This is a genomic window from Pedobacter sp. WC2501 (genome assembly GCF_052682415.1).
This window is the reverse complement of sequence record NZ_JBQZFI010000001.1, coordinates 1,923,513-1,943,498: the sequence shown is the minus strand read 5'-3', so window position 1 is coordinate 1,943,498 and position 19,986 is coordinate 1,923,513. Positions and strand designations below refer to the sequence as shown.

20 protein-coding genes are annotated in these 19,986 nt (G+C 37.9%); 4 read left to right on the top strand and 16 right to left on the bottom strand.

Features of this window, described 5'->3' with window-relative positions; translation table 11 throughout:
• Positions 1–277: 277 nt before the first annotated feature.
• From ACUN24_RS08450 to recJ, 10 genes are all read right to left on the bottom strand, one after another.
• Positions 278–592, bottom strand: coding sequence for a DUF2752 domain-containing protein (locus ACUN24_RS08450; RefSeq protein WP_445562088.1), 315 nt, complete (start codon positions 590–592; stop codon positions 278–280).
• Positions 576–1,004: a YkvA family protein gene (locus ACUN24_RS08445; RefSeq protein WP_445562087.1), complete on the bottom strand. Its 429-nt coding sequence runs from the start codon at positions 1,002–1,004 to the stop codon at positions 576–578. Before ACUN24_RS08445 ends, ACUN24_RS08450 begins: the two co-directional genes overlap by 17 nt.
• Positions 1,005–1,021: 17 nt before the next feature.
• A complete protein-coding gene (locus ACUN24_RS08440; protein ID WP_445562086.1) occupies positions 1,022–1,906 on the bottom strand; it encodes a YARHG domain-containing protein in 885 nt (294 codons plus the stop codon).
• Positions 1,907–1,923: 17 nt separating this feature from the next.
• The gene (locus ACUN24_RS08435; RefSeq protein WP_445562085.1) at positions 1,924–2,550 is read right to left on the bottom strand and encodes a DUF2306 domain-containing protein; all 627 of its coding nucleotides are present in this window, start codon (positions 2,548–2,550) and stop codon (positions 1,924–1,926) included.
• A complete protein-coding gene (locus tag ACUN24_RS08430; RefSeq protein ID WP_445562084.1) occupies positions 2,551–2,958 on the bottom strand; it encodes a hypothetical protein in 408 nt (135 codons plus the stop codon).
• Positions 2,959–2,970: 12 nt separating this feature from the next.
• A complete protein-coding gene (locus tag ACUN24_RS08425; RefSeq protein WP_445562083.1) occupies positions 2,971–3,378 on the bottom strand; it encodes a putative toxin-antitoxin system toxin component, PIN family in 408 nt (135 codons plus the stop codon).
• 5 nt (positions 3,379–3,383) lie between these two features.
• Positions 3,384–3,599, bottom strand: coding sequence for a hypothetical protein (locus ACUN24_RS08420; RefSeq protein WP_029275601.1), 216 nt, complete (start codon positions 3,597–3,599; stop codon positions 3,384–3,386).
• A 40-nt stretch (positions 3,600–3,639) separates the two neighbouring features.
• Positions 3,640–5,157 (bottom strand): GH3 auxin-responsive promoter family protein, encoded by a 1,518-nt coding sequence (locus ACUN24_RS08415; protein WP_445562082.1) that lies wholly within the window; start codon positions 5,155–5,157, stop codon positions 3,640–3,642.
• A gap of 193 nt (positions 5,158–5,350) precedes the next feature.
• Entirely contained in the window at positions 5,351–6,091 is a 741-nt protein-coding gene (gene lptB, locus ACUN24_RS08410; RefSeq protein WP_090502159.1) for an LPS export ABC transporter ATP-binding protein, read from the bottom strand.
• 82 nt (positions 6,092–6,173) lie between these two features.
• Entirely contained in the window at positions 6,174–7,874 is a 1,701-nt protein-coding gene (gene recJ, locus ACUN24_RS08405; protein ID WP_445562081.1) for a single-stranded-DNA-specific exonuclease RecJ, read from the bottom strand.
• Positions 7,875–8,152: 278 nt separating this feature from the next.
• On the opposite strand from recJ, the gene ACUN24_RS08400 reads away from it, so the two are divergent.
• Positions 8,153–8,920 (top strand): MBL fold metallo-hydrolase, encoded by a 768-nt coding sequence (locus tag ACUN24_RS08400; RefSeq protein ID WP_445562080.1) that lies wholly within the window; start codon positions 8,153–8,155, stop codon positions 8,918–8,920.
• A gap of 736 nt (positions 8,921–9,656) precedes the next feature.
• Here ACUN24_RS08400 and ACUN24_RS08395 read toward each other — a convergent pair.
• Together ACUN24_RS08395 and ACUN24_RS08390 are read right to left on the bottom strand one after the other, a co-directional pair.
• On the bottom strand, positions 9,657–10,244 hold the full coding sequence (locus tag ACUN24_RS08395; protein ID WP_445562079.1) for a YceI family protein: 588 nt from the start codon (positions 10,242–10,244) through the stop codon (positions 9,657–9,659).
• Between the two features lie 248 nt (positions 10,245–10,492).
• Positions 10,493–10,705, bottom strand: a complete 213-nt coding sequence (locus ACUN24_RS08390) for a helix-turn-helix transcriptional regulator (protein ID WP_121287773.1) — start codon at positions 10,703–10,705, stop codon at positions 10,493–10,495.
• A gap of 163 nt (positions 10,706–10,868) precedes the next feature.
• Between ACUN24_RS08390 and ACUN24_RS08385 the strand changes: the two genes are divergently transcribed.
• Positions 10,869–11,132: a hypothetical protein gene (locus ACUN24_RS08385; protein WP_445562078.1), complete on the top strand. Its 264-nt coding sequence runs from the start codon at positions 10,869–10,871 to the stop codon at positions 11,130–11,132.
• Positions 11,133–11,469: 337 nt separating this feature from the next.
• Here ACUN24_RS08385 and gcvP read toward each other — a convergent pair whose 3' ends face one another.
• Positions 11,470–14,346: an aminomethyl-transferring glycine dehydrogenase gene (gene gcvP / locus ACUN24_RS08380; protein WP_445562077.1), complete on the bottom strand. Its 2,877-nt coding sequence runs from the start codon at positions 14,344–14,346 to the stop codon at positions 11,470–11,472.
• A 349-nt stretch (positions 14,347–14,695) separates the two neighbouring features.
• Between gcvP and ACUN24_RS08375 the strand changes: the two genes are divergently transcribed.
• Positions 14,696–15,547, top strand: coding sequence for a hypothetical protein (locus tag ACUN24_RS08375; protein WP_445562076.1), 852 nt, complete (start codon positions 14,696–14,698; stop codon positions 15,545–15,547).
• Positions 15,548–15,842: 295 nt separating this feature from the next.
• On the opposite strand, the gene ACUN24_RS08370 is transcribed toward ACUN24_RS08375, so the two are convergent.
• The 3 genes from ACUN24_RS08370 to ACUN24_RS08360 all read right to left on the bottom strand — a co-directional run bounded on the left by ACUN24_RS08370 (position 15,843) and on the right by ACUN24_RS08360 (position 18,261).
• A complete protein-coding gene (locus tag ACUN24_RS08370) occupies positions 15,843–16,406 on the bottom strand; it encodes a hypothetical protein (protein WP_445562075.1) in 564 nt (187 codons plus the stop codon).
• 115 nt (positions 16,407–16,521) lie between these two features.
• Positions 16,522–17,418 carry an EamA family transporter gene (locus ACUN24_RS08365; protein ID WP_445562074.1) on the bottom strand — a complete coding sequence of 299 codons (897 nt, stop codon included), beginning with the start codon at positions 17,416–17,418 and terminating at the stop codon, positions 16,522–16,524.
• A gap of 126 nt (positions 17,419–17,544) precedes the next feature.
• Complete coding sequence (locus ACUN24_RS08360) at positions 17,545–18,261, bottom strand: pyridoxine 5'-phosphate synthase (protein ID WP_445562073.1); 717 nt, start codon at positions 18,259–18,261, stop codon at positions 17,545–17,547.
• A gap of 83 nt (positions 18,262–18,344) precedes the next feature.
• Between ACUN24_RS08360 and ACUN24_RS08355 the strand changes: the two genes are divergently transcribed.
• On the top strand, positions 18,345–19,985 hold the full coding sequence (locus ACUN24_RS08355; protein ID WP_445562072.1) for an ArnT family glycosyltransferase: 1,641 nt from the start codon (positions 18,345–18,347) through the stop codon (positions 19,983–19,985).
• The last annotated feature ends 1 nt before the right edge of the window (position 19,986 follow it).

Sequence of the window (19,986 nt, the reverse complement as noted above, 5' to 3'; positions counted from 1 at the left end):
TGTCTGTTCTTTAATGTTCTCCAATTCCATTTTATATAATGAGGTCATAACTATTGAGGTCATTATATAAAATGGAATTTTTGTTTCAATCTGGTCTTACGTATTTGTTATTTAATATAATTAAACAACAAATAATCGGGACTTATTTACTTCCTGTATCGATACTTTTCCTAAAAATTGAAGTTAACTTTATAGTAGCAGAATTTGACTCTTATTTTAATAACTTTGATCAAGTTCTGTATCTCTGTATCACTATAAACAGATAACTAAATGACAATTAAATACGTATAATATTTTGTATAATGTAATTGATTAAAATAATTACTGCAACCCCTGCAAAAACGATTTTTATCAGCTGTGCACCAAACTTAAAATCAACCTTAAGATGCACAATGGTAAATATCACTAAAAAAATGAGGGGAATTGTTGCAGGGTAAAACTTGAATGATGCGATTAAATCGCCACGAAATAATGCTAAAACTGAGCGTTGCAAGCCACAACCCGGACAATCGATCCCGAAATGGGTTTTAAACGGACAACTGAAAAGATGCTCGCCCAACCAGTCTAAAAAACTTTTATGTGGTTGAGCCATCTAAATCTATTATTTTTCCCTGGGCATCTTTCCAGACTTTATATTTTTCCAGGTCTTTGAGCACCTGCCTGTACACTAGATTTAAGATATAGATGTCATCAAGGAAACCTAAAACAGGTACAAAATCCGGAATCATATCAATAGGAGATAAGAAATAAATCAGTCCTCCTAAAATGGCAATGATTGATCTTTTAGGGATTTCGGTATAATCGCCATTTACATAATCTTTAGACACCGCAAACAACAATACCAGCTTGGTCCAAACCCCTTCCAAATCACCTTTATTGGTTACCGCCTTGCCAAGTGCATCTTTAATAGTATTGTTGGCTTTGGTTTTATCACTTAAGATTACCGAGGCTTTGCTTTGCGATTTCTTAAAAAATCCGAGTATTTTATCCCTATTCAGTTTCATAATTAATACTTTACAAATTAACGGCCAAAAGCATCATAATTGTCTTCCGCGTATTTGGTAAAGCGATCTAATAACGTGATGTTTTTATTTTCTATCGGAGTTAAATCATCATCAACGTTGTTTTTAACAGGGACATACCATTCTACAGGATCGAAAAAATTTCTAAAGGTTGGTTTTCTAAAGACGTAACCATGTCTGGCGAAAATTGTATTTTTAATAATCTGTAAGTCTAATTTCCTTAAATTCTTTACATCGTCTTCTTTAAGCAGATTAGTAGAGGCATTTAATTTAAAAATCTGATCGGATGCACTTCTGTAAAAAGGATTAGCCTCGAGCGTATCTACTGTTCCATCTTCTGCTGTATCCACTCTTTTTATCATTTTATGCTCGCTCCAATCTACGTAGCTCGCTTCTGTGGGCAACATCAAACTTGCATTGTATTCGAATTTCTTTTTTAATAATTTAAATTCTTTTTCAGGCCATTTAAGCTCCTTATTATAGGCATTCCATTTGCCGATTAAGGTATCGCCAACCAAGGTAACTTCAAACTTTCCATCATATTTATGGCTACCAGGTTCATCTAAAATAAAAGTGATTTTATCTCTATCTTCTGATAGTTTACCCAATAATGGCCGGCTATTCCCCGCCACCACGCTCTGTGCAATTACGGTATCCTTCGTAATTTTTTTAATGTTGATATTCAGTTTATCAAAAGAACCCTGCATATCACCATCATATTCCAACTCTTCTTTAGTGTAAAAATCACCAACCCAAAAACCATAAAGTTCTTTATGTATTTCCTGTTGGGCCACCGTAGTATTTTTTGTGGTATTGGTTTTCTTAGTATCTCTACAGGATAACATCAAAAAAGGGATCAGCGCGAATAATAAGATTTTTTTCATTTATGTTTTTTAATAGGTTAAAGAATTTTCTTTTTAATCAGCCATTCGGCGATCAATAAATTGGGGATCCAGCCGAGCCAGGCAATAATCTGATAAACATCCATCGGCGCCGGGTGGAATAAATATACTAAAATAACTTTCCACAACCTTAAAGTGATGGCTGAAGCTGCCAGGGCAAAACTGCGGTACATAAACTTTTTATGGACTGTTATTTTTCTTTTCAGGATAAGCAAAATGGCCTTCAACGTAAACCAGAACCATAAAACCCCCAAAATAACAAATGAGGTTTTAGCCATCAAGCCCCCATTTGCAAAATAGCCCATAAAAATACCAGAGGGTGCGGCAAGGAACAAGACAAAACCCGCGTATAAATAGCCTAACCATTTGTGTATCTTCGGATACCTGGATAAAATTTTAGAATTAAACTGCGTAAAACCAGCTAATAATACAAATATAGCACTGTAAACGTGCACATAAAATACAGGGAGATAAGCTTTGATGTTTGATACTTCGGTTTGTTTAATTTGCAGAAAAGATACTTCACTGTTCAGCGGAATGTAACGCAAAGTAATCTGCACCATCAGCATAAAAAAATAGGCAAAAAACAATAGCCAGGCTACCTGTTTATAGCTGATGCTTTTCATCTATTTTTGATTAAAGAGCGCCAATAACTTTTTATCGAAAGCGATTGCAATCAGTTTATTGTTTACTACATCTTCTTCGTAAAGCTGTTGCTTTTTTGGGTCAAATACAAACCTCGCAAGAATAGGCATCCTATCGGCATAACTTTCGTGCAGGTTAAAATTATAATTTTTTGAATACCACTGAGAAGGATCGCTTTTAGGATTAGGGCTACCTTCGAGCATAATGCCGTAAGAAGTGCCACCATTTTTAACAATCCTTTCGTACAAGCCTTTAGTTAGCTGTTTGCAGCGTGGGGAAGTTTCTACAATTTTATAGGCAACCTGTGCTTTGTAGCTTTCCTTTACCTGTGCTTTTGATTGGTATATTGATGACCCGAGAATAAAAAGAAGAAATAGAATATTTTTCATGATTGAATAGCGTTATTCTTCGATTACAGATAAAAATTCATCAATTGTTAGCACATTAACTTTAGGAAATTCTATTTGCTTTAAGATTTTAAAGTGATGATCATTTGTTATAATATAATCAGCATTGCTACACACATAAGCATCAACATACTTATTATCGTCTAAATCAGATAAAATCAGTTTCCACTCAAAATATATGTCAACTTTTTCTACATTCTTAAGATTTAGCAACAATTCTGCAACATTACTTGCTACGAGAAAATTTGTTTTTTGTTCTAAAATTTCGACGTATTCTGAAAGAATGTCGTTACTAATTACTGAGTGAAAATATCCACTAATTAAAGTATCAAAAATAGGCCTATATTTTGATTTTTTAGGAATTGAGACAAGAAGTACATTAATATTTAGTACAACTTTCATTAATGTTATTTTTTTCTTAGATGTTCATTCTTCCAAGATTCAATTGTATTTTCGTCCCAATTTTTCTCATCCCAGAGTTTATCCATTTCGTCCGATGCTGATTTTGCAAAATATTTGGTCAACATCTCTTTAATATCATTTAATTGATTATCGGGTAAATTATATTGAAATAATTTTAATAGCTCTAGCTGAACATTTGTCAATTTCCCTGTCGCTTCCATATTTTTCATTGTGAACTAAACAAATATAATCAATATTATTTTAAGAAGATTTCATCATATCCAGAATATCATCAACATATTTTCGCTCATTAGCTAAACGTGGTACTTTATGCTGTCCGCCTAGTTTATCTTTTGCTTTTAACCAATTATAGAAAGTATTTGTGGGCGCATTATGTACTTTAGGACGGGCCAGTGCCATATCCTTAAAGCGTTTGGCATCATAATCGGAGTTTACTTCGCGGAGTGTATTGTCCATAATATCAACGAACTTTTCAAAATCGCTGGGCTGTTTATCAAATTCGATGATCCACTCATGCCCACCCGCTTTTTCATCTTTAAAATAAATTGGCCCGGCGGTATAATCTTTTATTTCGGCACCAGTTTCCTGACAGGCCTTGGTTAGAGCCTGTTCTGCATTATCAATAATCACTTCTTCGCCAAAAGCATTGATAAAGTGTTTGGTACGTCCTGTAATTTTAATGCGGTAGGGAGAAAGAGAAGTAAATTGAATGGTATCGCCGATCATGTAACGCCATAAGCCACCATTGGTAGAAATCACAATGGCGTAGTTTTTATGCAGTTCTACTTCGCCCAGTAACAAAGCCTTAGGATTCTCTTCTCCAATGTTTTCCATCGGAACAAATTCGTAGAAAATACCGTAATCCAGCATCAGCAACATTTCTTCTGAGTTATCCTGATCCTGAATACCGAAAAATCCTTCGGACGCATTGTAAGTTTCCAGATAATACATGTCGGCGGACGGAATCAGCTGTTTAAACTGTTCACGATAAGGCGCGAAATTTACTGCTCCGTGGATATATAATTCTAAATTTGGCCAAACCTCCAGTAAATTCTGCTTCCCGGTAAGTTCGAGCACCTTTTTGGCCAGTACGATAGTCCAGGTGGGTACACCGGAAATGCTGGTCACATTTTCATTGATGGTGGCTTCAGCCATTCTATCCATCTTGATTTCGTAATTGTCCATCAAAGCGATAGACATGTCAGGAGTACGGTAATACTCTGCCCAGATAGGAAGGTTTTTAATCAGTACAGCCGATAAATCGCCATAAAAACAATCCTCGTTTAACTGGTTAACCTGATGGCTGCCACCTAAAACCAAACCTTTTCCGGTAAACATCTGGTTATCGGGGCGGTTATTGCAATAGATAGAAAGCATATCCTTACCACCTTTAAAGTGGCATTCTTCCAAAGATTCCGGAGAAACAGGAATAAACTTACTCCTATCACTTGTGGTACCCGATGATTTTGCAAACCATTTGATATCAGATGGCCAAAGAATATTCTGTTCGCCATTAAGCATGCGCTCAATATATGGCTTTAAGGTATCGTAATTTTGAATGGGAACGCGTTCCTGATATTGTTGTGCCGTTAAAATTGACTTATAATCGTATTTCTTGCCCCATTCGGTATTTTCGGCACTATCTATTAAGTTATGGAACCACTCTTCCTGAACATCGTAGGGATATTTCATAAAAAGCTCGATCTGGTGGATCCGCTTTTTCATTAACCAGGTAAAAATTGAATTTACAAATGCCATCTTTAAATGTTAAAGTGAATGAGCCTCATTTTACCAGAGATTTTCATACTTGCCCATTGATCACGCGGGGATACGCACAGATTTTTATACACAGTAAATAATTTTATAACTTTAGTTTTAACATCGCGATTAGGCAACATCCCAAATGAAAATTTGTTTGTTGGTCAAAATACTTTTATTGGTGATTGAACGCTTAGACATCAAATTTTTTCCGTTTTAATACGAAGTTTGAGCCTAAATATACTTTTCTAACCATTTCGTTTTCGGCCAAAACTTCGGGAACGCCCTGTTCTAAAATTTTCCCTTCAAAAAGCAGGTATGCCCTATCGGTAATCGACAGTGTTTCCTGCACGTTGTGGTCAGTAATTAAAATACCTATATTTTTATGTTTCAGTTTGGCTACAATACTCTGGATTTCCTCTACCGCTATTGGGTCAACCCCTGCAAATGGTTCGTCCAATAAAATAAAATTAGGATTTGCGGCCAGAGCACGGGCAATTTCGGTACGGCGACGTTCACCACCAGATAATAAATCGCCTCGGTTTTTACGCACTTTGTGTAAACTAAACTCGTTGATCAGTTCTTCGAGTTTATCACGCTGTTCTTCCTTCGTCAATTTACTCATTTCCAAGATGGCCAGGATATTATCTTCTACAGTAAGTTTTCTAAAAACAGATGCTTCCTGGGCTAAATAACCAATTCCTTTTTGCGCCCTGCGGTACATCGGATCTTCGGTAATGTCTTCCTCTTCCAAGAAAATGCGGCCTTCATTTGGTTTGATCAAACCTACGATCATGTAAAAGGAAGTTGTTTTCCCCGCACCATTCGGGCCTAAAAGCCCAACAATTTCCCCTTGACTTACGTTAAAGGAAACGTTGTTTACAACGGTACGCTGCTTATATTTTTTAACCAGATTTTCGGCTTTTAATATCATATATCTATCGATATTCTTCGGCTGTCACATTGAGCTTGTCGAAATGTCCTTCGACAGGCTCAGGATGACACCTTAGAAATATTTATTTAACTTTTATTCCTTTAATATTTAACTGCAAACGCTTCTTATCTTTCCACACGTTTTCTTCTAACGTATAACAAACCGAAAAAGGTACTTTTGGTTGTAAAAGGTTTTGAAATTCGGCCAGCCCGAATGCAATGCCTTCAAAAATAGGCGAATTTTGTTGTTTTATATTAATTTTTAAATGATTTTGGCCAACTGCCATGGCATGCTGTGCGAGATATACGTTATGGGTAACAAATATAGGTGCCATATTTTCTGGTCCGAATGGCCCCATCTGTGACAAAACCCTGTAAAACTTACCATCTATCTGCGCCAATTCGATTTCGGCGTCAATCCTGATCATTGGCGTAAGCAGCTCTTCTGTAATGCTTGCGGCTACAATTTCTTCAAATTTATCAGCAAAGGCATCTACATTGTGTTGTTGCATGGTTAAACCTGCAGCAAATTTATGCCCGCCATATTGGTCCAATAAATGAGCACAACCGCTTAAGGCTTCGTATAAATCAAAACCAACTACCGATCGGCAAGAACCTGCTACGTGTCCGTTTGATTTTGTTAATACAATCGTTGGGCGATAATACTTTTCAGTTAAACGCGAAGCTACAATTCCGATTACCCCTTTATGCCAGTTTTCATTAAATACGACAGTCGTTTTTTTGTTAATCAGGATATCACTTTCGCCAATTAAAGCCAAGGCTTCACGGGTAATGTCCTGATCGTAGGTTTTACGTTCGGTATTTTTAAGGTTAATGATTTCGCTTTGCTCCAATGAGTTACTATCTACCTGGCAGAGCAGCATAGCAACGGCATGTTTAGCATGGTCTATCCTGCCGGCGGCATTAATCCGCGGACCTAATGTAAAAACCACATCAGTAATGGTATAATTTTCGGTTTTGCCCGAAACTTCCATTAAGGCGCGCAAACCTTCGCAAGGATTGGAGTTGAGCTTTTTCAGCCCATAATAAGCCAAAATCCTGTTCTCCCCTACTACGGGAACGATATCTGCTGCGATGCTGACCATCACCAGATCTAAATATTGCAGATAGCTTTCTTTCGGAAGCTGGTGTTTTTGCACATAGGCCTGCGCCAGCTTAAAACCGATTCCGCAGCCGGCCAGTTCTTTAAAAGGATATGGACAGTCAGCACGTTTAGGATCTAAAACGGCAATAGCCTTAGGCAGTTCATCTCCAGGTAAATGGTGGTCGCAGATAATGAAATCGACACCTAAGGTATTGGCATAGTCAATTTTATCGATCGATTTTATTCCACAATCTAATGCTATAATTAATGAGAATCCATTTTCGCTAGCGTAGTCAATTCCAGCGGTAGAAATACCATAACCTTCCAAATAGCGATCTGGAATATAATATTCTATATTTTTAGTGAGCTGCGAAAAGAAACTGAAAGCCAGTGCAACCGAAGTGGTACCATCCACGTCGTAATCGCCATAGATCAATATTTTTTCGTGGGAGGCTAATGCGGTTTCGATACGGGCGATAGCAACATCCATATCCTTCATTAAAAAAGGATCATGTAGGTGATCAAGATCTGGTCTAAAGAAATCTTTCGCCTGATCAAAATCACAGATATTCCGCTGCACGAGTATCTGTGCAAGTGATCGGTCTATGTTAAGTTGTTCTGCTATTTTTGCTACTGTATCATCATTACAATCTGATGCCAGTACCCATCTTTTTTCCATTTATTCTGTCTCCGAACAGTAAATATACATTTTAATTGAATACGCTGGTCGTAAACTTTAATGGGGTATTGTACAAAGCATTTAAATACAAAAAGTTAGGTTTTACTTCGAAATACCTTTCTGCAAATAAGGATAGCGAATGGGAAATTATAATTCAGAGGTTCAAGAGAGAAATTTAAATATGCTTTTTTACAAAAAAGGAAGTATCCAAGCTTTTACCAAAACAAATACTCAGGTTTTGATTGTTACCTTTGTATAAACATTAAAAGATTCATATTTTGCAAGTACACACCCTCTTCGAAGGAACCTACTCAGTTGATGCAACAAAGAAATTTGTGCCTTTCGACCCAGCTATTCACAGTTATAAAGACAGACCCGCTTCATTATTCATCAATGTTCAGCCTTTTTTGGTTGAGCTGAAAAACGACCTCGTACTTTTTGATACGGGTTTAGGTTTTAGTGATGACCACGGCGAGCTGATTTTACATAAAAATATCCGCAATGCAGGTTTCGACCCAACTGACGTAACCAAAGTTTTAATGTCGCACTTACACTATGATCACTCTGGCGGTATGATTCATAAACAAGGCAATGACAAGGTTGAATTGAGTTTCCCTGATGCAGAATATGTGATTAACCGTGGCGAATGGGAAACGGCATTTAGCAGCACGTCTTCGTCTTACCATACCGATATTTTCAATTTCGTGCAGCGTAACGCGCAATTAAAATTTGTTGAAGGCGATGGTGCTTTGGATGCAACCATTGCTTATGAATTTACAGGGGCACATTGTCCGAACCATCAGGTTTTTCTTTTAACTGAAGGTAATCAAAAGGTATTTTTTGGTGGCGATGTTTTACCTGAACCTGAAGAACTGGTTAAAAATTTCATTGCCAAATACGATTTCGACGGACGTAAGGCAATGGAACTACGCAAAGAATTTGGTAAAAGAGCAGCCGAAGAAAACTGGGAGTGTTTGTTCTACCATGGCAAAAGCGCCGCAACTGGTTTTGTTGATGTTTTTGAAGGCGGATTCAGGATTAGATAAGCCAACTCGTTTTTTTACCGCAAAGCGAACAAAAAAGAAGCGCAAAGCACGCAGAGTTGCTTTTTTACCACAAAGGCCACGGAGAAAGGCACAAAGTTCACAGAGTTGGGTGCATATCTATACTTAAACTCTGTACCCCTCTGTGTTAAGCTCAGTGCACTTAGTGGTAAAACTTAGCGCCCCTTCGCGTCAAACTTCGTGTATTTCGCGGTTAAACATAAATTAGTGCTTTTTTACCACAAAGGTCACAGAGAAAAGGCACAAAGTTCACAGACCTGGGTGCTTATAGCTATAGAATCTCTGTGTTCCCCTGTGTAAACTCAATGCACTCTGTGGTAAAAACTTAGCGCCACTTCCCGTTTAAACAAAAAATAGCATTTTTTCACCACAAAAGCTACGGAGAAAGGCACAAAGTACACAGAGCTGGGTGCTTATAGCTATAGAATCTCTCTGTGTTCCTCTGTGTAAAACTCAATGCACTCGGTGGTAAAACTTAGCGCTCTTTGCAGTTAAACAAAAATTAGTACCTTTTTTACCACAAAGGTCACAGAGAAAAGGCACAAAGTTCACAGAACTGAGTGCTATAGCTATAGGGTCTCTGTGTTCCTCTGTGTTAAGCTCAATGCACTCTGTGGTTAAAACTTAGCCCCCCTTCGCGTCAAGCTTAGCGCTCTTTGCGGTTAAACAAAAAAAGCCCCGACAAATGTCGAAGCTTTCACTTTCCGAGACGGAAAAATTATTTCTTAGCTACCAATTTAACAGTCAATTCGAAGTTATCATCAATTGCTTTGTCGCCAATGCTATCGAAGAATGATTTCGAACCGTATTTGATGTCATATTTAGTTCTGTCTACAATGATTTTACCAGCTAAAGCTGAAGCTGTTCCATCTGCATTAACAGTTACAGTTGCAGGGAAGCTTAATGGTTTAGTGATACCTTTGATGGTTAAATTACCTGATACGGTTACGTTAGCACCTGAACCCGCAACTTTAGTAATTACGAAAGTTGAAGTTGGGAATTTAGTTGTACCGAAGAAATCGTCTGCTTTTAAGTGACCTTCTAATTTCGCGCTGCCATCAGCATCTTTAATTGAAGTCATATCGATAACAAAAGTACCGCCAGTTACACTTTTACCATTAATGGCTAATGTACCTGATTGTAAAGCTACTGTTCCATTGTGAGAACCTGTTACTTTTTTACCAATCCAGGTGATGGTCGATTTTGCTGCGTCTACAGTATAAGTTACTGGTTTGGTTGGGTTTTTAAAGGCTGACAATGCTACTACTGCCACTAATAAAAAAATTGAGCTAATTTTTAATTTCATTTTCTGTTTTTTTAAAATTTGATACAAATATAGATGAACTACCAATCTCTTGTCGTTGACCTATGTTAAGTTTTTCAAAAATAATCTGATTTATTTAAAATCATTCTATTGACTGCAGGATTCTGCTAAGGTTTAATCTGTTTATTTTTTTATGTGAATATAAAGGTAGAAGGCGGAAGGCTTAGGCAGTGGGGCTTTGTGCTAAACCTAAAAAGGCATAGGATGGGAAGTGTTCCAACCCCTAAATATCATCTCTTTCTCCAGCTAACCAATAGTTCACCGGCTTCAACATCCAAAAATGTTGCTACATCAAACAGTCTTTTAATTGAAGGCTGAGCCGTATTGGTACACCAGCTTGATACGGTCTCCGGTGCAATTTTTAGTGCATCAGCCAATTCTTTATTGGTAATCCCTTTTTCAGCCAGAGCGGCCTTTATTCTATTATAGTTGATTTTAGTCATAATTGGTAGATAATCCAAATATAATATTTATAAAATAAGGCTATAACACATAAAAAAGAATCATTACATTATTAAAATAATTTAATAACTAATATTATTGACTAATTACATTATTTTTTATTAACTTTATACAAACTTAGATGTAGATTATAATGTAAATGATATGAAAAAAGTTATTGCAAATCTTAACTTTCAGCCAAATTCGTTAACCGAAAGGGAGCTAGAAGATCCAAAAATTGTTCTATTGGACTTTTTTGAAAATCATCCTATACATGAAATAAGAGAAACGGTATGGGAGCTTTATAAGGCTTGGGTAAATCACATGTCAGAATTTACTGATGGCAAATCAAATGCAGATATGTTATTCTTTTATACCCAACTTATCGATTTTTTAAATGCCAGTTATCTACAGGTACAAAAGAGTTAACAATTGCAATATTGGCTTGCTTACAACCTTTCATTCCTAGACCTGATAGCAGCGGAAATCCTTTTTGTTGGCACTTACAGTAAAAGATTGCTTCGTCGTTCCTCCTCGCAATGACGATGTAACGAGAGCAGAAACCACAAAAAGATTAAAGCGAATGGCAGGACTGCAGCCTCCCATGAAAAACCGACATTCATTTCCAAAAAAAATCGGCAGGTTTTATGAAATGAATCCATAAAACTTGCAGATCAATATGTTCGTGAGGACACGAACCTGGGCTCAAAATTTTTCTAAATAGATTGCCTCGTCGTTTCTCCTCGCAATGACGAAAAAGGGAACCTTAAGGAACGATCTCTTCCAAATAACTCTCAACCGGAGGGCATGCACAGATCAATGATCTATCACCATGACTATCGTTAACACGACCAACCGATGGCCAGAACTTACGTTCTAACACATAAGGAAGCGGGAACGCAGCAGTTTGACGGCTATAAGCATGATCCCATTCGTTAGCGGTAATTACCGATACTGTATGTGGTGCATTTTTTAAAGGATTATCCGTTTTATCGAGAGTTCCGTTCTCAACCGAAGTAATTTCATTTTTAATGGCGATCAAAGCATCACAGAAACGGTCTAACTCATGTTTAGGTTCTGATTCTGTTGGCTCAACCATCAAAGTACCCGCAACCGGGAACGAAACCGTTGGTGCGTGGAAACCATAGTCCATTAAGCGTTTTGCAATGTCAGTCACTTCGATTCCGAAAGCTTTGAACGAACGGCAATCTAAGATCATCTCGTGTGCGCAACGGCCCTGAGCACCTGAATAAAGTACCGGATAGTGCTGCTCTAAACGCGCTTTCATATAGTTTGCGTTTAAAATAGCATATTTGGTAGCGTTAGTTAACCCTTCAGCACCCATCATCGCAATATAAGCGTGAGAGATAATCAGGATTGAAGCCGAACCCCAAGGTGCAGATGAAACTGCAGAAATAGATTTTCCTTTATCAATATCAACCACAGCATGACCTGGAAGATAAGGAACCAGGTGTTTCGCTACACCAATTGGACCCATACCTGGACCACCACCACCGTGAGGGATACAGAAAGTTTTGTGTAAGTTTAAGTGACAAACATCGGCACCGATATTGGCCGGACTTGTTAATCCAACCTGTGCATTCATATTTGCACCATCCATATAAACCTGTCCGCCGTTAGCATGGATAGTTTCGCAGATTTCAATAATGCTTTCTTCGAATACGCCGTGTGTAGATGGATAAGTTACCATTAAACACGATAGATTGTCTTTATGTAATTCTGCTTTTGCTTTTAAATCTTCAACATCGATATTACCGTTATCTAAAGATTTAACCACCACAATTTTCATATCGGCCATTGCAGCAGAAGCCGGATTGGTTCCGTGTGCCGAAGCAGGAATCAATGCTACGTTACGGTGGAAATCGCCTCTATCGTGATGATAAGCACGAATAACCATTAAACCAGCATATTCGCCCTGAGCACCAGCATTTGGCTGTAAACTCATGGCCGCAAAACCGGTAATTTCGCTTAACCACTTATCAAGCTCGTTGAAAACCGAATAATAACCCAATACCTGATCGGCAGGAGCAAATGGGTGGATTCGACCGAAGTGAGACCAGGTAACCGGGATCATTTCTGCAGTAGCATTTAATTTCATGGTACAGCTACCCAAAGCAATCATAGAGTGGCAAAGCGATAAATCTTTTGCTTCTAATGATTTGATATAACGCAACATCTCGTGTTCTGAGTGGTGCGAGTTAAAAATTGGGTGTGTTAAATAAGCTGAAGTACGTTGTAAAACGGCTGGAATAACGGTTTCTACATTTTCTACCACCTCAACCTGATCTGCTGCGATAGCTTTAACCTTTGCAAAGATTTTAGCAATTAAAGCTACATCTTCGAAAGTGCTGGTTTCGTCGAACGAAATGGTTGCTACATTACCAACATAGTTTAAGTTGATTTCGTGATCGATACATCCTGAATGGATACTGCCTTTTAAATCACCTAAATCGAAACGGATGGTATCGAAATAAGCGGAGTTTAACTGTTCAAAACCTAAACCTTTTAAGGTAGATGCTAAACTGATGACTAAACCGTGTGTACGTTCTGCAATGGCTTTTAATCCTTTCGGACCGTGGTAAGCGGCATAAAAACCAGCCATAATGGCCAATAATGCCTGTGCGGTACAGATGTTTGATGTTGCTTTATCTCTACGGATGTGCTGCTCGCGGGTCTGCAAAGCCATACGTAAAGCGTAATCGCCATGGCTATCGATGGTTACACCAATAATACGCCCCGGGATGTTACGTTTATATTCTTCTTTTGTTGCAAAAAATGCAGCATGTGGCCCACCAAAACCCATTGGAATACCCAAACGCTGTGTTGTACCTACTACCACATCAGCTCCCCACTCGCCTGGAGGAGTTAATAAGGTTAAGCTTAAAATATCAGCAACCACCGTTAATTTAATATTTTGGCTATGCAATGCCGATGCGAAGGCTGCATAATCGAAAACTTCACCGTTTCCTGCCGGATATTGAACAATTGCTCCGAAAAATTCTTCGGTAGCAGTGAAATCTAAATGACTTCCGATAACCAGTTCAATACCATAAGGATTAGCACGTGTTTTTAAAATATCGATCGTTTGAGGAAAAACAAGTTCGGAAACGAAGAATTTTTTAGCTGCCTGGTTTTTGCGCAAACTGTATTGCATAAACATCGCTTCAGCAGCAGCAGTACCTTCATCCAATAAAGAGGCATTGGCAATTTCCATTCCGGTTAAATCGATAACCATGGTTTGGAAATTTAATAAAGCTTGTAAACGGCCCTGCGCAATTTCTGCCTGGTATGGCGTATATTGTGTGTACCATCCTGGGTTTTCGAATACGTTACGTAAAATTACACCCGGAGTAATGGTATCATAATAACCTTGACCGATAAAGCTTTTGAAAACTTTATTCAACAATGAAGTTTGTTTTAAAGCACCAAGATATTCAGTTTCTGATTTTGCTGCAGGCAAATTTAATGGCTGTTTTAATCTGATTGCCGTCGGGACAGTTTGTTCAATCAGCTCATCAATAGAATTTACGCCAACAGTTTGCAACATTTCGGCTGTATCTGCCTCATTTGGTGCAATATGGCGATTTTGAAAATCTTCCTTGTAGTGGATATTTAAGCTCATGCGGTATGAATAATAAATTTGCGTGCAAAGGTAGCAAAAACGAAGCTGTATTTCACTATCTATCAGTGTAAAAAAGGCGTCTTATTTATACTTAAAAGCTACAAAATAGATAGATTTTATTAGCAAAAGCCAGGACAAACTTTTATTCAATTTTAAGCCAATATTTTGATTATCTGGAAAGCGGTGGCCGTGCTAAAATTTATTTTGTCGCCATAGTTAACTCCAATCTTTTTTGCATCCTTATTGAGCCGAACCAACAAGCAGCTGCAACGTAAAATATCGGCTACCAAAGCAAACAAAAAAACATTTACGTAAATTTGAAAAGCATTTACCTACCTACGCCCTTTTTATGTCAACTTGCAAAAATAACGTCGCACTTTTAGTTCATGCCTGCGATAGTTATGAATTTCTTTATAAAGGTTTTGATTACACTTTCTCAGAAAACTGGGATTTTAAAATACCATGCAATTATTATTTCGCTACAGAAGTAAAAGGAGTAGAGGTGAACGGTTTTATAAACATCAAATCAGGCGAAGGCGAATGGGCCGATCGCCTGGCAACACTGTTAGGTAATATTGATGAAGAATATGTACTCTACTTCCAAGAAGATATGTGGTTAAGCAAACCTGTAAATCCTAAGTTCTTTACAGCACTGTTCGAACAGGCAATTGAAAACGATTGGCAACAGGTTAAACTCCATAGTTCTGGCGTTTACAAAACTAAAGAAACCACTAATTTTATTGAAGGATTTAATATTGCAGAGATCGATAATGAGGCGTCAAATTATTTAATGTCGCACCAGATTACCCTTTGGAAAAAAGATTTTCTGCTTGCGCAACTTTATAAAAAAGAACATCCCTGGAGGAATGAGCGTAAAGGCACTAAGAGATTGAAAAAATTAAACCCGCTTATTCTTCATGTCGATTATTTTGCAGAAAACGGCGAGGAAGAAAACAACAACAATAGAAATCCATCGGAACGGAGCGAGTACTACGCAGTTTCATTTAACAGCACCTTAAATAACAATGCCGTCCGGTTTATCGAGGTGTTAAAGTCAGGTAGCCAACCTCAAAAAGACTATGCTGAAGAGCTGCTAAACCACTACGACAACAATTTAACCCATAACGGTAAGGAAAGGCCTAAAAAAGAAGATTTATTTAAGAAGCTTAAAACCTTTTTTCAAAAAAGCCTGGGCAGTTAACTTTTTATATCCATTAAGATTTTGGAAAGCAGTGGCTGTGCTAAAATTTAAGTCTGCTCCCGCCATCCGCTGCAATCTTTTTGCCACTCTCTTGTCATGCTGAAGCCCAAAGCATCTGTTTCATCGCTTGCAGATACTTCGTACCTCAGCATGACAGTTCATTCAAGGCAACTGCAAACAAAAAGGATTTTCGCTTCTGTCGCGTTTAAAAACAAGGGAACTACAAGAAACAGAGATTGCAGGGCGCAATAAGTATTACACTTTTATCTTTGGTCTTTCAGCTTTAGTCTTTTTCTTACTTCTGCACTTTCCATCCTTCATCTTTACTCAACTTTAATTTATAAGTTTTCGTAATGAAGTTGCTGTTTTTATCGGCGTCTTTATCAAATGGCTCAAAATCGGTCGTATTCATTTTAAGCGAGACCGTAACTTTTGCAGTACTTGAGTTTACCTGAGCAAAATCGACTGGTTTCTCGTCTGATAAAACATATTCTACCACTTTTACAGTGGCCCTGTCGGCATCCTGTTTCAATACCAACGGACTTGCTTTATCGGTTAAAGTGATCTGATAAACGTAACTACTATCTTTTGAAAGGAATTTCTTTTTGGCTTCTTTTAAGCTTAGGATAACCAAACCTTTGCTGGCCAAAGATTTATATTTTCCCAATTCGAACATATCGTTTGTACTGTTAAATTTCATCTCCCCAAATTTAAACCTGGTGGTTTTATATTCAGGATTGGCCTTTAAATAACTGGTGATCACTTCAGCTGCCTCATCTTGATTGATGGTGGTTTTGGTTTTACACCCGGCTATGCCGATAACGATCAATGATAAAATATAAATGGCAAGTTTTTTCATGTGTATATGCTTTATGCTTTTTAAAGGTATTTAATTTTTCAATAAGTCGGATGTCCGAGGTCCGAAAGTCGGAAGATTATTTATCGTGTATTTCAACCTCACACCTTCAACCTTCCTAGCCTCTACCTTTTTTAAGGTACTTCAGATTTGGCAAAACCATTGCGGATAAAATTACCACCACACCAATCCACCTTAAAAACGATACCTGCTCTTGCAGCACAAAACCAGCCATCATTACGGCAACAGGTAACTCTGCTGCACTTAATATCGAACTTATGGCAGTACCAATTCTGGGCACGCCTTCAGCATAAAACAAGGGCGGAATTACCGTACCGAAAACTGAGATAATTAAGCCCCATTTTAATAAACTTCCACCCAAAGCACCATTAAACAAGAATGCCGGCGGAAAAATAATGAAGATCAATATACAGGCGCCGGTAATCATCAGGGCGCTTTTCTTTAGTGGAGCATATTCATTCCCAATTCTACCACTTAATAATAAAAAACCCGCATAGCAAAGTGCAGCCAACAACCCAAAACCAATCCCTTTTAAATCCATGCTTCCAATGCTGGTTTCTACCATTCCACTGGCTAAAACTGTACCACCCAGAACCAATAAAATAGCGGCTAACTGTAAGCCGGTAGGTTTCTTTTTAAAAATGAGGTATTCCATTAAAATACTCATCCAGATAAACTGCATCAATAAAATAATCGCTACCGAATTGGGCACCAGCTTTACACACTGATAATAAAAGATGCTCACCAAGCCCGTACAGGTTCCTGCGATTATCATTTTCCACCAAGGTGTTTTAAGGACAATAGCTTTAGCTTTGTAAGTTGCTGTTCTGCTTTGGAAGAAAAATAACACCCATAAAATTACCGCTCCGAAAAAAGCCTGGGCACCGGTTACATCACCTAAAGTATAACCTTCGTGGTAAGCGAGTTTTACAAAAGTAGACAGGATACCAAAACTACAGGCACCAAAAAAAACAAGGAGGATTCCTTTTAACATAAATTTTAATATTAACCGCAAAGGACACCAAGGTTTTCGCAAAGCAGCGCAAGATTAACTAAAATCTATACACCCTACTTCGCGTTTCTTTGCGCCCCTTTTCTTTGCAGTCTTTGCGGTTAAAAACTAAACCAGTTGTTGTAAATATTTATGAACGGTTGTTTCTAAACCTAAATAAAGTGCATCGCTAATTAAAGCATGGCCGATAGAAACTTCTAATAAACCTGGGATACTTTGAGCAAAATAATGCAGGTTGTGCAGATCCAGGTCGTGACCGGCATTGATCCCCAAACCTAAAGTATTGGCATGATGGGCAGCCGCGATATAATTTACAATTGCCTTTTCGCGATCGGCAAAATAATTATGCGCATAGGCTTCAGTATATAATTCGATACGGTCTGTTCCAGTTTCTGCCGCCCCTTCAACCATTTCTACAACCGGATCAACAAAAATAGAAACTCGGATGCCTTCCTTTTGAAAAACAGCTACCATTTCTTTCAGGTAATCTTTATGTTTGATGGTATCCCAACCATGATTCGAAGTAATCTGACCCTCCGCATCGGGCACCAAAGTAACCTGGGCAGGCTTGTTGGCCAAAACCAGATCAACAAATTTATCTTCTTTGCAATTTCCTTCAATATTAAATTCTGTCGCAATAACGGCCTTTAAATCGTATACATCCTGGTAACGGATATGGCGTTCATCAGGCCTTGGATGCACGGTAATTCCCTGCGCACCGTAACGTTCGCAATCTAATGCAACCTTAACCAGATCAGGATTATTCCCCCCCCGGCTGTTGCGGAGTGTAGCAATTTTATTGATATTAACCGATAACTTTGTCATAAAGCAAAGATAAGGCTTTGCCTTTGTTAATCTTAAACCTTAAAAAAATTTGACTTTTTTTTGCTCATATTTGCTTCTTGTAAATGAACTTAAAAGATACAACATTATATAAATGCCTGATCGTTTTACTTGCAATTGCGAGTATACCAGCACTTTTTGGCGGCGTGATGGAGCCCGATGGCGCATTGTATGCTTCCATGTCTAAAAACATTATCCTGTTCAAAGATTGGTTTAATCTTTACGGCCGTGGGGCCGACTGGCTGGATAAACCCCACCTCACTTTTTGGATTTCTGCAGCATCCTTTAAAATTTTCGGAATATCGTCCTTTGCCTATAAATTACCATCATTTCTATTCGGTTTATTGGGTGCATGGTATTTATACAAGTTAGCTAAAGATATATATGATGAAAAAACCGGGTTAATCAGTGTGGTAATTTTTCTAAGCGCCTTACATATCATCACCTCTACTTTTGATGTTAGGGCCGAAATTTATATTACAACTTTCACATTAGCATCTATTTACCATTACTATAAGGCACATCAAAATTCTTTCTGGCACATTGTAGCAGGTTCATTTTTTGCGGCCTGTGCAATATTGATCAAAGGAATTTTTGTATTGATTCCTGTATTTGCAGGCTTTATTATCTACTGGTTATTTACAAAACAGTACCATCAGCTTTTAAAACCAAAATGGTATATCGCCATCCTTTTGATTTTTGTTTTTATTACCCCTGAGCTGTATTCGCTTTACACGCAATTCGATCTGCATCCCGAAAAAATTGTTTTTGAAAGGACCGGTGTTTCAGGTTTAAAGTTTTTCTTCTGGGACAGTCAGTTTGGAAGGTTTTTCAACAACGGGCCAATTAAAGGCAAAGGGGATATTTCTTTTTTTCTACACACTACCCTTTGGGCATTCCTCCCCTGGTCTGTACTATTTTACACAGCCGTAGTAAATCTGTTTAAAAGAAAAAAAAGAATTGCTTTAGCTCCTGAAAGTATTATGATCTGGGCTAGTGCAGCGGTTACTTTTCTGATATTTTCTCTTTCCAAATTTCAGTTGCCGCATTACATCCTGATCATTTTTCCCCAGTTTTCGATCATAACTGCCTTGTACTTAAGGAAGCTTGACAGCAAAGGTTTAAAAATTTTCTTCATTATACAGAACATCATTTTCATATTGGTTATTGCTCTGCTTTCTGCGCTTGCCTATTTCTTTGGATTCGAAAGCCCATATTTAATTATCGGGATCCTGATTGTTGTTCTCGCCATCTCTTTCTTACTATTTAAAGGCATTTTACTGGAAACCATCATTGCCAGAAGTGCATTTTTATCTGTCGGCTTAATGATATTTCTATTCATTTTTTTTTACCCGGCTCTTTTGAAATATCAATCAGGTATGCTGGCCGGTAATTGGTTAAAGCAAAATTATCCAACTGCTAAACCTGCAGTATTAAACTACATAGATGCGTTCTCTTTTGATTTTTATGCCCCTGGTGAAGTAAAATATCTGCATAATTATAGTGATCTCGACAAATCAAAGCATCTAAAAGACCTGGTTATATACATTCCGGAACAGGAATTGGCAAAACTAAAAAGCGAGTACCATGCTGAAATTCTAAAATCGTTTGAATACTTTCATACCACGAAACTGACGGGTAAATTTTTAAATGCCAAAACACGTCCACAGGTTTTAGAAAATTTTTATCTGGTTAAAATACATTAAC

What these genes read in the sequence shown, in the direction of transcription:
- ACUN24_RS08360 (WP_445562073.1), bottom strand. Translation starts at nt 18,261, where the DNA reads ATGACAAAGTTATCGGTTAATATCAATAAAATTGCTACACTCCGCAAC.
- ACUN24_RS08425 (WP_445562083.1), bottom strand. Translation starts at nt 3,378, where the DNA reads ATGAAAGTTGTACTAAATATTAATGTACTTCTTGTCTCAATTCCTAAA.
- ACUN24_RS08395 (WP_445562079.1), bottom strand. Translation starts at nt 10,244, where the DNA reads ATGAAATTAAAAATTAGCTCAATTTTTTTATTAGTGGCAGTAGTAGCA.
- ACUN24_RS08390 (WP_121287773.1), bottom strand. Translation starts at nt 10,705, where the DNA reads ATGACTAAAATCAACTATAATAGAATAAAGGCCGCTCTGGCTGAAAAA.
- ACUN24_RS08375 (WP_445562076.1), top strand. Translation starts at nt 14,696, where the DNA reads ATGTCAACTTGCAAAAATAACGTCGCACTTTTAGTTCATGCCTGCGAT.
- ACUN24_RS08355 (WP_445562072.1), top strand. Translation starts at nt 18,345, where the DNA reads ATGAACTTAAAAGATACAACATTATATAAATGCCTGATCGTTTTACTT.
- ACUN24_RS08450 (WP_445562088.1), bottom strand. Translation starts at nt 592, where the DNA reads ATGGCTCAACCACATAAAAGTTTTTTAGACTGGTTGGGCGAGCATCTT.
- ACUN24_RS08440 (WP_445562086.1), bottom strand. Translation starts at nt 1,906, where the DNA reads ATGAAAAAAATCTTATTATTCGCGCTGATCCCTTTTTTGATGTTATCC.
- ACUN24_RS08370 (WP_445562075.1), bottom strand. Translation starts at nt 16,406, where the DNA reads ATGAAAAAACTTGCCATTTATATTTTATCATTGATCGTTATCGGCATA.
- ACUN24_RS08430 (WP_445562084.1), bottom strand. Translation starts at nt 2,958, where the DNA reads ATGAAAAATATTCTATTTCTTCTTTTTATTCTCGGGTCATCAATATAC.
- lptB (WP_090502159.1), bottom strand. Translation starts at nt 6,091, where the DNA reads ATGATATTAAAAGCCGAAAATCTGGTTAAAAAATATAAGCAGCGTACC.
- ACUN24_RS08445 (WP_445562087.1), bottom strand. Translation starts at nt 1,004, where the DNA reads ATGAAACTGAATAGGGATAAAATACTCGGATTTTTTAAGAAATCGCAA.
- ACUN24_RS08365 (WP_445562074.1), bottom strand. Translation starts at nt 17,418, where the DNA reads ATGTTAAAAGGAATCCTCCTTGTTTTTTTTGGTGCCTGTAGTTTTGGT.
- ACUN24_RS08435 (WP_445562085.1), bottom strand. Translation starts at nt 2,550, where the DNA reads ATGAAAAGCATCAGCTATAAACAGGTAGCCTGGCTATTGTTTTTTGCC.
- ACUN24_RS08415 (WP_445562082.1), bottom strand. Translation starts at nt 5,157, where the DNA reads ATGGCATTTGTAAATTCAATTTTTACCTGGTTAATGAAAAAGCGGATC.
- gcvP (WP_445562077.1), bottom strand. Translation starts at nt 14,346, where the DNA reads ATGAGCTTAAATATCCACTACAAGGAAGATTTTCAAAATCGCCATATT.
- ACUN24_RS08385 (WP_445562078.1), top strand. Translation starts at nt 10,869, where the DNA reads ATGAAAAAAGTTATTGCAAATCTTAACTTTCAGCCAAATTCGTTAACC.
- recJ (WP_445562081.1), bottom strand. Translation starts at nt 7,874, where the DNA reads ATGGAAAAAAGATGGGTACTGGCATCAGATTGTAATGATGATACAGTA.
- ACUN24_RS08420 (WP_029275601.1), bottom strand. Translation starts at nt 3,599, where the DNA reads ATGGAAGCGACAGGGAAATTGACAAATGTTCAGCTAGAGCTATTAAAA.